The sequence below is a fragment of the Globicatella sulfidifaciens DSM 15739 genome (assembly GCF_900167405.1).
GTDB classification, from domain to species: domain Bacteria; phylum Bacillota; class Bacilli; order Lactobacillales; family Aerococcaceae; genus Globicatella; species Globicatella sulfidifaciens.
Genome location: NZ_FUWO01000004.1, coordinates 113,882 through 129,548, shown reverse-complemented (window position 1 = coordinate 129,548; position 15,667 = coordinate 113,882). Strand labels below are relative to the sequence as shown.

Annotated in this window: 15 protein-coding genes; all 15 read right to left on the bottom strand. The window is 35.8% G+C overall.

From position 1 onward, the window contains the following. Window position 1 precedes the first annotated feature (1 nt). The 15 genes from rimI to B5D12_RS03510 all read right to left on the bottom strand — a co-directional run bounded on the left by rimI (window position 2) and on the right by B5D12_RS03510 (window position 15,325). A complete protein-coding gene (gene rimI / locus B5D12_RS03580; RefSeq protein WP_078755516.1) occupies window positions 2-580 on the bottom strand; it encodes a ribosomal protein S18-alanine N-acetyltransferase in 579 nt (192 codons plus the stop codon). Further along, the gene (tsaB, locus tag B5D12_RS03575) at window positions 549-1,298 is read right to left on the bottom strand and encodes a tRNA (adenosine(37)-N6)-threonylcarbamoyltransferase complex dimerization subunit type 1 TsaB (protein WP_078755515.1); all 750 of its coding nucleotides are present in this window, start codon (window positions 1,296-1,298) and stop codon (window positions 549-551) included. The genes rimI and tsaB overlap by 32 nt, the downstream gene beginning before the upstream one ends. 197 nt (window positions 1,299-1,495) lie before the next feature. Further along, window positions 1,496-2,335, bottom strand: a complete 840-nt coding sequence (gene yycI, locus B5D12_RS03570) for a two-component system regulatory protein YycI (RefSeq protein ID WP_078755514.1) — start codon at window positions 2,333-2,335, stop codon at window positions 1,496-1,498. A 10-nt stretch (window positions 2,336-2,345) separates the two neighbouring features. Next, on the bottom strand, window positions 2,346-3,758 hold the full coding sequence (locus B5D12_RS03565) for a hypothetical protein (RefSeq protein ID WP_078755513.1): 1,413 nt from the start codon (window positions 3,756-3,758) through the stop codon (window positions 2,346-2,348). Further along, window positions 3,755-5,611, bottom strand: a complete 1,857-nt coding sequence (walK, locus tag B5D12_RS03560; RefSeq protein ID WP_078755512.1) for a cell wall metabolism sensor histidine kinase WalK — start codon at window positions 5,609-5,611, stop codon at window positions 3,755-3,757. Before walK ends, B5D12_RS03565 begins: the two co-directional genes overlap by 4 nt. A 4-nt stretch (window positions 5,612-5,615) precedes the next feature. After that, on the bottom strand, window positions 5,616-6,329 hold the full coding sequence (gene yycF / locus B5D12_RS03555; RefSeq protein WP_200802990.1) for a response regulator YycF: 714 nt from the start codon (window positions 6,327-6,329) through the stop codon (window positions 5,616-5,618). 260 nt (window positions 6,330-6,589) lie between these two features. After that, window positions 6,590-7,972, bottom strand: a complete 1,383-nt coding sequence (locus tag B5D12_RS03550; protein ID WP_078755510.1) for a L,D-transpeptidase family protein — start codon at window positions 7,970-7,972, stop codon at window positions 6,590-6,592. A gap of 92 nt (window positions 7,973-8,064) precedes the next feature. Further along, on the bottom strand, window positions 8,065-8,886 hold the full coding sequence (locus B5D12_RS03545) for a Cof-type HAD-IIB family hydrolase (protein ID WP_078755509.1): 822 nt from the start codon (window positions 8,884-8,886) through the stop codon (window positions 8,065-8,067). Continuing rightward, window positions 8,886-9,560 carry an O-methyltransferase gene (locus B5D12_RS03540; protein ID WP_078755508.1) on the bottom strand — a complete coding sequence of 225 codons (675 nt, stop codon included), beginning with the start codon at window positions 9,558-9,560 and terminating at the stop codon, window positions 8,886-8,888. The genes B5D12_RS03545 and B5D12_RS03540 overlap by 1 nt, the downstream gene beginning before the upstream one ends. Before the next feature lie 237 nt (window positions 9,561-9,797). Beyond that, window positions 9,798-10,256, bottom strand: coding sequence for an aminoacyl-tRNA deacylase (locus B5D12_RS03535; protein WP_078755507.1), 459 nt, complete (start codon window positions 10,254-10,256; stop codon window positions 9,798-9,800). A gap of 2 nt (window positions 10,257-10,258) precedes the next feature. Further along, a complete protein-coding gene (gene rho / locus B5D12_RS03530) occupies window positions 10,259-11,527 on the bottom strand; it encodes a transcription termination factor Rho (RefSeq protein WP_078755552.1) in 1,269 nt (422 codons plus the stop codon). A 46-nt stretch (window positions 11,528-11,573) separates the two neighbouring features. Further along, a complete protein-coding gene (locus B5D12_RS03525; protein WP_078755506.1) occupies window positions 11,574-12,830 on the bottom strand; it encodes a UDP-N-acetylglucosamine 1-carboxyvinyltransferase in 1,257 nt (418 codons plus the stop codon). Between the two features lie 16 nt (window positions 12,831-12,846). Continuing rightward, the gene (locus tag B5D12_RS03520) at window positions 12,847-13,680 is read right to left on the bottom strand and encodes a hypothetical protein (RefSeq protein WP_078755505.1); all 834 of its coding nucleotides are present in this window, start codon (window positions 13,678-13,680) and stop codon (window positions 12,847-12,849) included. 164 nt (window positions 13,681-13,844) lie between these two features. After that, a complete protein-coding gene (locus tag B5D12_RS03515) occupies window positions 13,845-14,669 on the bottom strand; it encodes a metal ABC transporter permease (RefSeq protein ID WP_078755504.1) in 825 nt (274 codons plus the stop codon). Further along, on the bottom strand, window positions 14,627-15,325 hold the full coding sequence (locus B5D12_RS03510) for a metal ABC transporter ATP-binding protein (protein WP_066123438.1): 699 nt from the start codon (window positions 15,323-15,325) through the stop codon (window positions 14,627-14,629). Before B5D12_RS03510 ends, B5D12_RS03515 begins: the two co-directional genes overlap by 43 nt. Window positions 15,326-15,667: the final 342 nt, after the last annotated feature.

The following is a 15,667-nucleotide window of genomic DNA, read 5'->3' as shown; positions in this document are numbered from 1 at the left end:
CTTATTCCTTCTCTCTACGACACATAATTAAAGCCGTTTCGTGATTATTGTAATAATAGTTTTCCCTTTGATTAATGACTTGAAAACCCATTTTTTGATATAATTTTTGAGCACGTTGATTACTTTCTCGTACTTCCAAAGTGATTTGCTTTGTCTTAAATTGTTTAGCGATAGATAGCCATTCACTCACTAGCCACTGACCTAACCCTTTTGATTGGTATCTTGGCAGCACCATCAACTGACTGATATGTGAATCTCGATACAGGACTCTACCAGTGATTACTCCTACTAACTTTCCTTGCAACTCAATCACTAAATACAAGGCATAAGGATTTTTTCGCCAATCATTTAAAAAATCAGCTTTACGCCAGGCCAAATAACCGTCGTAAGTTTGTTTTTCAATTTGTTCAAAAAACTCAAGATCCGATTGGTGACACAGTCGTAATATAAAGCCCTCAGGATGGGTTTTTGCTTGCCAATCCAGTTGTTCCATTATTTTGGGCATGGTAGGCGTTACTAAGTGCTTGCCTGATAGTCGTGTTTTGAATTTAGTTAATTGTTGTATCAACCAATGTATCATAACCGTCTACCTGCTCTTTTTTCTCTAACCATTCTCGCTCAGCTAAAGTCAACTGAGCATAATTTGGAGATAATAAATCAATATCTGCAATAGGCTCTTTTATTAAACCTATTGAACGTTCCATACGTGGTAAAGCTGACACATCGTCAACCCATTGATAAACTAAATCAGGCAACACCTCTTTGACTAGCTGCTCAAAATTTGCGATTTGATGCCCTACGAAAACAATCTCATCATACTGACTTAAGATAGACGCATTGTTTACTAACCACAATCGCCAATCACTATGACTATCTTCAAGAATAGTGTTAAGATTACCCGTCATATCAATTTGGTAAATAGCAGTATAGCAACTCTCTCGACGTGCATCCACGATTGGCACAATGGCTACTTTCTTGTCGGACGGGTCAACGCTTAAAGCCATTACGGCTAGACTCGAAACAGGATAAACGGGTATATTTTGACTAACAGCCCACATTTTTGCCGCTGTAACACCTATTCTTAAGCCCGTATAAGACCCCGGTCCCATTCCAATAATAATGCCATCAACCTCTTTTGCCGTCACTTGATTGCTTGCTAAAAGCTCTTTAATTTTGGGTAATAATAATACGCCATGTTGCATTTGTGATTGATTATTTTCAAATGCTATAATGTTTTGATTGTTAAACAAGGCTAAACTAAGTAAATTTGAAGATGTATCAATGGCTAATAAACGCATATGATCGCCCCTTTCATTTGTCTATCTTATCATAAGCACGGCCATATTTCACTTAATAATTTTTCGTTCATATCGATCATTTAATAAAAAAACATTGCCAATGCTTTGCACTTTTAACTGCATTTCCTGAAAATACCTGTGTATTCTAGGGTAACAGTCCGTTTGCTTACATTGACAATGCTACTAAACTTTATAAACTATCGTTCCATCACTTGACCTTTGATGGCATCCACTATCATTGAACCTGTTTGACCTTCAGAACGTTGATAAACGACATTCCAAACTGGAAGGTAAATATTTATCTCGTCCCATTCTTTATATTTAATATAAGATAAAGTCACATGAATAATGGTTGAATTAGAAGGCAAGTTCGTCTGAATACGGGTATCGAGTACTTCGATTGCTTCACGTGCTGTGATTAATTTATAAGGTTTATCCTCATCTAAAGTCACAAAATTATGCTGATACGTTTGAGTGTAGGACGCAATATTATAGTTTTCATCTAATTGTAATTTAATCTCAGCACTCCCATCTACAATGGGGGTATTATTAATAGCTGTCATCCAAAAAACAATGGTCCGATTGGTTGGTAAATACCAATATTGCGTATAAGCCCCACCTTCAATAAATAACTCATCATTCAATAAATATTGATCACGAATAAATTTTGCCACTTCGCTTGGTAAAGTGCTCGTTTCAGGCGTTATTTGCCCTTCCATATTTAACGGTTCATCAAAAGTAGCTGTTAATACATTTTCGTCTGATAAATTCACTTGCTGATGAGTTAATTGATTCAATCCATCACGTAATACGGTATTATCTTCAGTTTTAATTAGAATGCCTTCAACTTCTTCTTCGTTTAGTGGTGACAACAAAGTGATATCACGAGCTTGAAGTCTCTGTTCAATGCTTTGTTGCTGAAAATCACTTTGACGAATGGTAGTAGATTGAACTTGTTGATAGACTCTAAACCCTAAATAAATATCAAAGATTAAAAAAAACAAAGTTAACATTAACATAATTCGTTTAAAATCCATTGTTTGTCACCTACCTTCTTGTAAAATAGTGACGACTATCACTAATATTCCCCAGGGCTTCGAGCTCACCATCACGAATTTGATCAATGGAATAATAAACATTATTAATTTCAAAAAACCATTTAGGAACAAAGTTCACTTTTTGAAATTCAGACATATTATCTTGCCATTCATAGCCAATCACTACATTGGTAAAGTCACTAACAGAATATCCCACCATATTCAATTCATATGTCAATTCATCCACACTCATCAATTCATATTCTCTACTTTGATCGGCGACATGCGCTTCCAAGTAAACCATCGGTAATGCTGAGCGCGTAATAGAAGTAGTCAAATTACCTCCACGGAAATAAACACGACTACTAGCATAATGATTGACCGTCGAACTAGAAAAGGTAGGATAACCATCAAGATAACGTTGATAGACAATGGTTGTGCCATTTGTCTGGGTTCCAATACGTATCCCATTTTTCCAATATTCAAACTGTCGCATTTGACTATAACTTTGCTCAATTCGTTGTCTATATGTTTTAGCTTCAAACTGATTGGTATTTTTGTAATTAATTCCAAGCATTTGAGCAAAAGGGTTAATCTGAAGCTCCATATTTGAGTTGTAATACATAATGGTCCCACTGCTACTGTCTTCGTTGGTAGAAACAGATCGCCATGAACGGACATTTCCAAATAAAGAATCAATCACATTGGTTTCAGGGACTAAATTTAAAGTATAAAGTTGACTTGGCACCGTCATGGTTTTTAAAGGTAAATAAACATGATTGCCATTACTTAAATTATAGCGTTCAGCAACAATCCATTTCCCTTTTGAAACTCTCGCTATTTTAAAATAATCGTCCGTTGTGTTCCCTTCTGGCAATTTAGCCTTCATATATACTTGTTCAAAAGTATTTAATAAGTAGGCGGTATTCTTTTCATTTTTAGGAAAAATTATACGGTTAAATTCAAATTCCGTTTCTTCACTTTCATTTTTAATAAAATTATCCACTAGTTCAAATGGTAAGGCTGTTGAAAATTCAAACTCGACTCTTTCCTGTGATATTAATTCGATATATTTCTCTTCTGGAGGTACCACGATTTTCTCAACTAAGGAGATACGCTTTTGACTTAAACTCGACGCCAGTGAACGTAATCCCGAATAATCATTCAATAAATACGCATTATCGCCTTCAGAAATAATCACATTGGTCGGATAGATGATTTCTGCTAATTTTACATTAGCCAATTGATAGTAGTCAGAAACTTTATTATTACTATCAATTTGAATATTGACTTGTGCTGTTTCCTGATTAGAAGAGAAACGGGATAATAAAGCATTATTATCAAAAATCAAAATATAACTTAGTAACAAACTCACCACAATTGAGAGCGTTAAAAAAAACGTTTGAAAGGAAAATTTTCTCACGCTTCATCCCACCCTTCTTCATCTGAAAACTCTAGTACAAATGGCTCATATGGTAATTCTATAAAAAAAGTTGAACCATGATTTTCTTTACTTTCAACCCAAATTTTACCTCCATGCAACTCTATCACTTCTTTAGAGATGGCTAAACCTAGACCGGTTCCCCCTTGGTCTCTTGAACGAGCTTTATCCACTCGATAAAAACGTTCAAACAGATGTGGTAAATCTTTTTGTGGAATGCCTAATCCTTCATCGGTAATACTTAACACAACCGTATGAGGATTATCAACAATTTTAACAATTACTTCCCCACCATCAGGAGAATATTTAATCGCATTGCTCATAATATTATCAATGACCTGTGTCATGCGATCTTGATCAATTTCTAAATATATTTCTCTTGGCGTAAATTGACGTTTAATCGTATATTTTTTCTCCTGTGAATCCAAAGTAAATTCAAAACGATCAACAATATGGTTGACAATCCGTTTAAAGTCAATTAATTCCATTTGAGGCTTAATTTGACCTCCATCAATTTTCGATAAATCCAGTAAGTTGCCAATCATCCGAATCATCCGATTCGTCTCTGATTGAATCACTTCAATAAATTGCGGAGCAATATTTTCATCTTGCCAAGCGCCATCTGCTAAAGCTTCCGTATAACTTTTAACGCTAGTTAATGGTGTTCGTAATTCATGGGAAACATTCGAAACGAATTCTCTTCTTTCGCGATCTGTTTTCTCCTGCTCTGTCACATCAGTCAAAACACAAACGAGTCCGGTTACAAACCCTGTCTCACGACGTATGATTGAGATTTCTCCCTTAAGGATTGTGTCATCTTCGCGCTCGATCATTACTTCTTTTTCTCCAGCAAGCAATTCTTTAATGCGATGCGTTTGCTGAATACCTAACAACTCAATAATTGAAATGCCTAAAGCATCTTGTTGATGAATACTCAATAACTCTAATGCACGTTCATTAATTAGCAAAACATTACCACGACGGTCTGTTCCAATAACACCATCTGTCATATGTCTTAAAATCCCGTCTAAACGCTGACGTTCGGATTCAATGGATTCTTGTCCATCTTTAACTTTAATTGCTAATTCATTGACTGTATTAGCTAATTCACCTAGTTCATCTTTGCCATTGACGGTTGCTGGATAATTATATATCCCATCAGAAATACGCATCGCTTGTTGTCTAATTTGCTCAATAGGATTGGTAATCGCTTGGGAAAGGAATAACGCAATCACGAAAGCGACCCCAATTGCGACAATTGCGGATTGCACAAAAATAACCATAACAGAACGTGTTTGATTGTAAATATTATTCATACTCGCTTCTACCATTACGACACCTAATAGTTGATTATTATCTTGTGACATGACAGGACGTATTAATAAATAACTACGGTTATTACGTACATAATCATGATACTCTTGAGCATAAGCTTGTCTTGATGTTATAACAGCTAAAGCATTATCATTATCCACTCTTTGCCCCACCGTATTAGCCAGTCCACTTTGATTAATCGCCCTAACATAGCCCTCATTATCCAATATTTGAATTTTAGTTGCTTCGTCGGCCGTAAAAGTAGCTAAGGTCTGAGTTAGCTGTAACTCAATAGTAGTCGTCTGGTTAGGATCACCAGACGACTCTAAAATAGGTCTAACATTATTAATTAAAAAATTCGACTGTGTATTCCACGTTTCTTTAAAAGTTGTGACCGATTGTGATTGTAATTGGTCGATAAAAAAGACCCCAATAAACTGAAACGAAATCAGTAAAATAAAAATAAACAGCATCGGTATTTTAAAGTAAATGGATTGAAAAAAACTAAATCCTCGCTTCATACAACTAGTCCTGATCCGGATTCTTTAAGAAATATCCTACACCTCTTCGAGTCACGATATACACCGGATGGCTAGGAGCATCTTCAATTTTTTCTCTTAAACGACGAATGGTTACGTCCACCGTACGCACATCGCCAAAATAATCATATCCCCAAACAGTTTCTAAGAGGTGTTCACGCGTCATCACTTGACCAATATGTTTAGCTAAATAATGTAACAGTTCAAATTCACGATGGGTCAATTCAATTTCCTCACCACGTTTAGAAATAATATAGGCATCTTGATGAACAATTAAATCTCCGACTACGATTTCATTCGCATTAGCATCCGCATTATCACTTTGTTCACGAGCGCTATGACGTCGTAAGTTAGCTTTAACACGTGCTACTAATTCTCGATTAGAGAACGGCTTAGTTACATAATCATCCGCGCCTAATTCTAATCCTAGAACTTTATCAATTTCGGAGTCTTTGGCCGTTAGCATAATAATCGGTACACTACTCTCTTTTCTGATTTCACGACAAACTTCCAAACCATCAATTTTGGGTAACATCAAATCTAAGACAATCAAATCTGGAGATTCATCATGAAACTTCTGTAGTGCTTCTTCACCATCATAGGCAACTTTAATTTCAAAGCCTTCCTTCTCTAAATTAAAAACGATGATATCTGATATTGTCTTTTCATCGTCAACAACGAGAACTTTTTTCATTATCATATCCTCCTCGTGGGATTTAAATTTACTACAATTCCTTTAGTTGTTCTTTCATTAAAGGGTTTTATCTCTGTCTATTATAACAACAATTCTTTTTTTTATCTAGATGCATGAATATTTACCTTTTGACAAGTGTGTGCTATTTTTTAATTTTTCTTGATAAACTACTCACCACTGAGTTAAATACTACTTTAGTAAACTCTAAAATAAAGAAACACGCAACATAGTCGCATAGCTATGTCACGTGTTATTTACTTATTTAATTAGAATATAATGACCGGTGTTCCTACTTCCACAGTATTGAAAACTTGTGCCATCACATCAGGTGGCGTGTTAATACAACCTAAAGATCCGGCTGTTAAGTAAGCATCCCCACCAAAAGAAGCTTGCCAGTTTGCATCGTGAATTCCTTGACCGGTGTCATCAAATGGCATCCAATAAGAGACGGGTTGGACATAATCTCTTTGAGTATGAACATTATATCCCTTTAATTCAGAATCCTTTTCTTTATTCCAAACAGCATAAGCACCTGGCACAGTATCTGCTGTTCCGGTTCTACCCGTCACAACTGGTGTCGAAATAACTTGGGTGCCGTCTACGTAAATAAACATCATTTGATTGGCGATATCAATTTCAACATAGGTACTCCCAATATCATTTGTACCATCTGTTGAATATCCTGACCCTACGATTGCCGGGACTCTGGTTACTTCTTGACCTGCAGCTAAATCAGCAACTATTTGCGCAGCTTCTGATTCACTGTCAATCGACCAACCTAAAGTACCCGGTTGCACGGTGACGGTTCCACTTAATGTACTTGCAAACTCACGTGGCTTATTAAATGTCGCATATTTATCATTAAGTGTTGACACATATTCTTGAACTAATGCTTGGTCTACAACAATTTGGTTACTTTGATCGAAATAGATCCATTTAATAATTTCTTCTTTCGGGATCGTAACGGTATCTCCCGCAATTTCCAAATTGATTTTTGTCTCAATATAAGAATTGATTTGATCCATAAAAGTAGTGATTTTTTCACTCTCACTGGTTATCTCCGGTTGTAAATAAGCCGTATTCAGTTCAACCGTCGTTTGTCCAGACTGTAATCCCTCAACGACCATTTGTTTTACTAAATCTAAATCTAGTTGATTACCTACCGTTTCAGGCTCAACATAATATCCTCTCGCATCCGTGTATTCAATATAAGCATCCGTTGAAGCCGTCCGTTCACTATTGTTTAAACCAATTGTAGCCAAAGCTTCGGTTAAAGCAGCGTCATCAATTTTTACATTATTCATTAATAAATTATCATACTCCACTGATGAGAAATATCCTGCCAACCATTGTGATGGATCTTGAGCTTGATAAGCGGCCGTTAACACTTCATCGGTATTAATTTGCCCATTTAATTGCGCTAAGGTAAATTTTCCTAATTCTTGCCCATTTTCAGTTAATGTAATTTCCTTTTGACTTAAATCATCAGAAATTTTTTGCTTGGCTTCTTCTAATGTTAAGTTACTAATATCAACCGAGCCAAATGTGGTATTCGCTTGGAACTTCTCAGCATAATAGCCAATCCCAGCCCCATAACCAATTCCCAACAATAAGACTAAAGCGATACTCGTAAAAAGTAGCTTTTTCATATCGTTGCCTCTTTTCTTTCTTTTTTCATTTTAAATAATAGCATAGAAATGTGAAAAAATTTTGAATTTTTTCGTAAGTATTCAAATGTATATTAGAATAACTTGCGAAGAGCAGCGGCTACTCCCCCCTCATTATTACTCACGGTTTCATATAAACAAAGTTCTTTTATCGCTGGCGAAGCATTGCCCATCGCAACCGAATGTTTAACCCATTTTAACATTTCAACATCGTTTTGTTCATCGCCTATGGCCATTATTTCAGTTCGAGCGATACCAAGGTCTTCACTCAATGCTTTTAACGCTGTCGCTTTATTCGTATCATTCGATAAAAATTCAATAATGATGGGTTGACTACGAACCACATCGAAATCTTCCTTTATTTCTTGGGTAAGTAACTCATTCCATGCATCAAGAACTGCTTTCGGACCTAAGACCATCATTTTAAAGATGCCTTCAACTTGATCAAAATCCGCTTGAGAAATAAATGTAATAGGAGTTGCCAATGTTTCAGCATCTTTTTGCACAAATTCACTTGGATTTTGGTCATCAATTAGAAAAAGATTCTCTTGATCAAATGCTACTAATTGCAATGTATCGATACGACTTTCAAAGAAAAATCGCACTAATTTTTTGCGATTCTCTAACGGTTGATAAGTAGCAGCCACGACATCGTATTCTGGTAAACGATGTGTCGCCGCACCATTTTGAATGATTGCATACTCATTCTCATGTCCAAAATCAATTTGATCGATAAAGCGTCGGGTTCCTGGTAACGTGCGTCCAGTACAAATGACCACTTTAATCCCCTTATCCATAATGCGATGAACCGCTTCGATATTAGCCTTAGGAATTTCTTTAGTATCTGTTAAAAAAGTGCCATCTAAATCAATTGCCACTAACTTAATATTATCCATTATACTTCCGCTTCCTTTCTGACCATCAATAAGCCATCACCTAAAGGAACTAAACATGAACGATGTGTTTGATCGGATAAAACGGTATCCAGTAATTCATTTAATTTACGATGAATTTTACGAACACGTTTTGGTATGTCAGCTTCGTCATCTAAAATAGTGCCACCTTGGAAGACATCATCGATAATTAATACGCCGCCCATTTTTAATAAGCGCATGCATTCAGGATAAAATTCAATATATTTCGCTTTAGCACTGTCCATAAAAATTAAATCATAAGAACCTTCTAAAGTTGGTAACACATCATTCGCATCGCCTTCGATTAAAGTAATGCGGTCACTCAATCCAATTTTTTTGAAATTTTCCTTGGCTCTTTCATACATTAATTCATAGCGATCGATGGTTGTTAAGTGCCCATCTGCTTGTAAGTGTCTAGCCATTAGACTGGCTGAAAAACCAATCGCTGTTCCGATTTCTAAAATATCTTTTGGTTGAATGGTTGCACAAAAAAAGTCGATAAATTTCGCTGTTTCATGAGGAATCACCGGGATACCTCTTTCGTTTGCATATTTTTCAATTTCATCTAACTTACCTTCAAATGGTAATTGAGCACTTCGCATATAATCAACCAGTTCTTTCATGACTACTGGTCGATGCATCATTTCGTTTAACATTCGTTGCCTCTTTCTTTATTCATTCATCTATATTGTACACTCCCTAGAATAAGATGTAAAATAAGGTTCCGTTTTCAAGACAAAAGAAATGGGGAGCGGATTAGAAGTAGAACATCGGTGCATTCTGACTTCATGTAACCACTCCCGTAATGAGTTTCATTTAATATTAATAAAGGATAGATGATTGATGCTACAGTGTTAGGATCTAATGCTCCCATACTGCCAGTTACTATCTCATCACTTTTCTTTGGCTACTTCAGCCTTTTGCATGTCAATCATTTGATTTAATTGCTCTAAATCTGATACTGCTATTTCAACGGAAAACCCTACTTTACCTGCACTAAATAAAATCGACGTATGATTATCTATCGATTGATCAAAAGTCGTATAAAAAGACTTCTTCATGCCAATCGGTGAACAACCGCCATGAACATATCCCGTTAAAGGCAAGAGCTCTTTTTCTTTAATCATTTCGATTGATTTCTCATTGACTGCTTTAGCTGCCTTTTTTAAATCTAGTTCATGCGTTACGGGTACGACAAACACATAGTGTGCTTTTGATTTCGCAACCGTCACCAGTGTTTTATAAATTGGTAATTCACTGCTTGCTTTTTTATTAGTAAATTCATGAGGTTGATAAGCTATTTGATGTTGCTCTAACAATCTCATCACATTGGTTTTATGTTGTTTTGACAAATTTAACCCTTCTTACTACTTTTCTTATTGGGCGACATCGCGTTTAAAAAAGCTGTCAATTGTCGAAAGGCTACTTCATTATTATCTGTTCTTTCAAGCAATTCAATTACTTGTTGTGTATATTGTAAAACATCTTCACCCATTAAATTACGTAATTTCCAAATATGTTGTAATTTTTCTTCAGACATTAAGAGTTCTTCTTTACGTGTACCAGAACGTAATATATCCACCGCAGGAAAAATTCTTCTTTCTGCCCATTGACGCGATAGATGTAATTCCATATTACCGGTCCCTTTAAACTCTTCATAAATAACATCGTCCATTCGGCTACCAGTATCAACTAATGCGGTTGCTAAAATCGTTAACGAGCCGCCATTTTCAACATTACGCGCAGCACCAAAGAAGCGTTTAGGTAGATAAAATGCCGCAGGATCTACCCCACCACTCAAAGTACGACCACTTGGTTTGACCACTAAATTATAGGCACGTGCCAAGCGAGTAATACTATCCATCAGGATCACGACATCACGTCCATCTTCAACTAAACGCATGGCTCTTTCTAACACGAGTTCACTAATCCGAACATGATTTTCTGGTAATTGATCAAAGGTTGAAGATACTACTTCCCCTTCAACACTACGTTCAATATCCGTTACTTCTTCAGGTCGTTCATCAATTAAAAGAACAATTAATTCTGTATCTGGATAATTGCTTGTAATCCCATTAGCAATTTCCTTCAAAACAGTTGTTTTACCCGCTTTTGGTGGCGAAACAATAATACCACGTTGCCCAAAACCAATAGGCGCTAAAATATCAATCATTCGATTAGCAATCCGTTTAGAACCACTCTCTAATTTTATTTGTTGATCCGGGTAGATAGCCGTTAAACTTGGGAAATGATCGCGATTTTTAGCCTCTTCAGGATTTTTACCATTCACTGAACTTACTTGCATTAAGCCGGGATAACGTTCATTAGATTTTGGTGGCCGTGCTGGTCCTGCTACTTTATCTCCATTTCTTAAATCAAAACGTCTAATTTGAGAACTAGAGATATAAATATCTTCTTGACTTGGAGAAAAATTGATAGGTCTAATAAAGCCAAACCCATCGCCGCCTACAATATCCAAGACACCTTCAACTTGATAAAAACCTTGTTTTTCTTCTTGTGTACGCATGACAGCGAGTGCAAGTTCTTTCTTACTTAGTTGACTGTAGTTGGGAATCTCTAATTCTTTCGCATAAACATATAACTGCTTTACTTCCGCAGCCATTAATGTTTTTAGTGAAAATGCATCTGACACTATTTTTCCTACTTTCTTAATCTTCAATCATTTGAATATCTGCGCCTAATGCTTGTAGCTTACCAACAATGTTCGTATAACCTCTTAAGATATTATCCACTCCTGTGATAATAGTTTCACCTTCTGCTATTAAGCCCGCAATGACTAAACTTGCTCCCGCTCTTAAGTCACTGGCTTTCACTTGAGCGCCAGTTAATTTACTTGGTCCTTCAAGGCGAATCATATCCCCATCAACACGAATATTTGCTCCCATACGGTTTAATTCAGGAATATGTTTGACTCGCGCTGGATAAATAGTATCCATAATCGTACCATGACCATTGGTAATCGCCATTAACGGCGTAATTGGTTGCTGTAAGTCCGTAGCAAAGCCGGGATAGGGTAATGTCTTTAAACTCACCATTTTTAAATCTTTTGAAGGATAAACGTAAATGCTATCTTCAAAAATATCTAATTTTACGCCCATCTCAATTAACTTAGCAATAAAACTTTCTAAATGTTCATAAATAACATTGTTTATTTTAATTCCTTCGCCCATTGCGACGGCCGCCGCCATATAGGTGCCTGCTTCAATTCGGTCAGGAATGATGGTGTGAGTCACACCATTTAACTCTTCTACGCCATCAATTCGGATTTCACTCGTACCTGCTCCACGAATTTTAGCACCCATTTTATTTAATAAAGTAACCACATCAATAATTTCTGGTTCTCTGGCTGCATTTTCAATAATGGTGCGTCCTTGTGCTCTAACCGAAGCCAAAATAGCATTGATAGTCGCGCCCACTGATACAACATCCATATAAATCCGAGCGCCGTTTAAGCCCTCTGGTGTCGATAAGGTTACAACACCATATTCATCATTAACATTTGCTCCTAAAGAACGAAATGCTTTAATATGTTGATCAATCGGACGTGGCCCTAAAAAACATCCTCCTGGTAATCCGATGACGCCTTCACCGAAACGTGATAAAGTAGCACCCATAAAATAGTAGGATGCACGTAAACTTTGAATTTTTCCAGTAGGCATTGGAATTGAAATAATATCAGTCGGGTCTATTTTTAAAACATTATTTTCAAAATGAGTTTTAACGTTAAAATCATTTAAAATTTCAATTAATGAGTGTACATCTTGGATATCTGGAACGCCTTCTAATGTCACTTCAGAATTGGCCATAATTGCAGCCGGAATTAAAGCTACTACACTATTTTTTGCTCCATTGATTGTAATTTCACCTTTTAAAGGTTTTCCTCCATGAATGACTAGCTTTTTCATTGATTGTGCTCCTCTTTTAGTTCTTTTCCTTTGTTTGTTGTAACAGTAAAGTAATTTTTTGTTTTATTTGTTCAATAATAGTTCTTTGTAACGGATGAGTTAATCCTACTTCATCATATAAATCTAATAACACTTGATGAACTTGCAGTGGTGTTCTTTGTATACGATCCACAAAGAATTGTTGATTAACGGTTAATACTTCATGGGCAACTAGATTTCTTAAATATTTTTCAATTTTACGCATCGTGGAGGTCAATTCAATTAATTGGTCATTTGATGAATTAGCCTCGATTAATTTCATTAAATGACTAGAACTAACATAGTGGTCATAATTGAAATAGTTTCCGTAATACTTTTTCCAAGTATCAGCAATAATATTGGAATGACTTTCAATTTTATTTTGTGACCATTGAAGCCCTCGATACAGATGGGCACCATTAGTCGTCTCTTTTTTAATTGGTTGAATATATTCGGAAAGGTTTGGTAAAAAATCACGTTCAATTGCAATCCGAAAAACATCGACCAATAATGGAGTCAGTCCTCTTAAGTAATCACCATACTCCCGTCGCTTCAATTGCAAAGTCAGTGTTTGTAAGTAATAATAGGCTTTACGTTCTAATTGGGATGCATCTAAAACACCTTGAAACGGAGTGTTTTGTGCAAGTTTTTTTACATTTTCATTGTCCACTTGTAAAATAGCATTGGCTAACTGGACTAATAATAAAATCTCTTCTTTACCATCAAAAGCCAACCGCTTTAATTCAAGTTCTAACGCTTGAAAATGATCATAATTTAAGAGGACCAACAATACATCGTGATGATGTCTTTGTGTTTGTGTTATTTCATCCATTTGGATGCCTCCTAATTCGTATTTATTTTAGTTTATCATAAGTCTAAAAACATTCATACTTTTTGATTTTATCAAAAATAATCTTGCTTGTATAGGCTAAAGACAGGCAAAAAGGGGTTAGCAAAAAAGTCTAACCCCTTTTTAATCATTTACACATTAATCATTTAAGAACGCCCTTTTTTGAAATAAATCCAAATACGATTAAATAACGAAACAATGACAAATGCTGCTACAAACATCAAGGTAATCGAGGCACCCGGAGGTGTATCCCACTGATAAGATAAGGTAATACCAGAGAAAACACCGATAACATTGATAACAATCGCAATGATAATCGTTTTTAAAAATGAATTGGATACTTTAATCGCTGTCGCAGATGGAATCACAATTAAAGCAGATACTAACAAACTACCTACAATCGGCATCATGATACTAATTGCTACCCCTGTAATCACAGAAAATAGAATTGAAATTAATTTAACAGGCAAACCGGATGTTTGTGCAGTCGCTTCATCAAATGTTAAAACATAGAGTGGACGTCTAAAAATGGTATATAATATCACTAACCCAATGGCTAAACCTATTAATAATTTTACTTCTTGGTCGGTAATTAAAATAATGGATCCAAATAAGTACTGCTCAATACTAAAAGAAGCGGCATCAGGATTTAAATTAACTAGTACTAAGGCTACTGCCATACCAGTCGCTGTCATTAATGCCACCGATACTTCTGAAAAATCACGATACGCCATTCTTAAATATTCAATCAGAACGGATGCTATCACCACCACAATTAAAGTAGTATAAGTCGGTGCTACTTTAAGCAATAGACCTAAGGCTACTCCTGCTAAAGAGATATGAGCCAAGGTATCAGCTAATAAAGATTGACGCCGTAGAATTAATAATAATCCTAATATGGGCGTAATCAATGAAATAGCAGCACCTGCTAGAAATGCTCTTTGGATGAAGTCATACTGAAACATCTCCATGGTGACGTCCCCTCCCCTCTAATTAATCGTATTTCGCGATCAAAATAACCTTCAATTTCTTTATCAGCATGTGTCACCATCAATATCGCTTTGCCATGCGCTTTACAACTATGTTGTAATAATTGATAAAAAGAGCGTCTTGATTCGACATCCATTCCGGTCGTCGGTTCATCTAGTACAAAAAAATCAGGGTCTGTGGCAAAAACTCGCGCCAAATTAATTCTTTGTTTTTGCCCTCCTGATAATTCGCCAACTTTTTTATTAGCTAAATGAGCCATCCCAACTGCATTCAAAGCTTTTTCTACATGCTCTAAATCATTGGCATCTAATTTTTTAAACCAGCGATTTTTACTATAACGTCCTGATTCAACTAACTTTTGAACGGTCGAAGGAAAACCTGCATTAAAAGCGGCCACATTTTGTGGAACATAGCCAATCGATAATTTTTCACCTTCGGCATTGACATCAGACAACTCAATGGTTCCAGTGGCGGGTTTCAATAAACCTAAAATATTTTTAATTAAGGTGGATTTGGCTGCCCCATTTTCACCGGTTAGTATGACGAATTCTCCAGCATCAACATGAAAATTCACATTATGAAGGACTTTTTCTTGATCATAGTAAAAAGATAATTCTTTTACCGTTAATAGTCTCATTGTTTGCTCCTATCTTAAAATCTTTGATATATTTTTGAAAATCTGTAACTATTACTTTTAACAGGTATATGATAAGAGTTCTTTTTATGAATGTCAAGAATAATCTTTGAATTTATTTCACCATCTAGTAGTAGTGTCGATCCATCAATGATGCAAAAATAATAATCAAGCTTATACTACTTTAGACATTGAAGGCTCTTATATTCATTAAACTCAAATACATATTATGATATCACTCCGGGAGTGGACAAGAAGTAGAAAATAAAACCATGCGTAACCGAAATTACACATGGTCCAATCTTGTTATTTGGTAAGCTACTAATAATCACAATTCAGATTAAG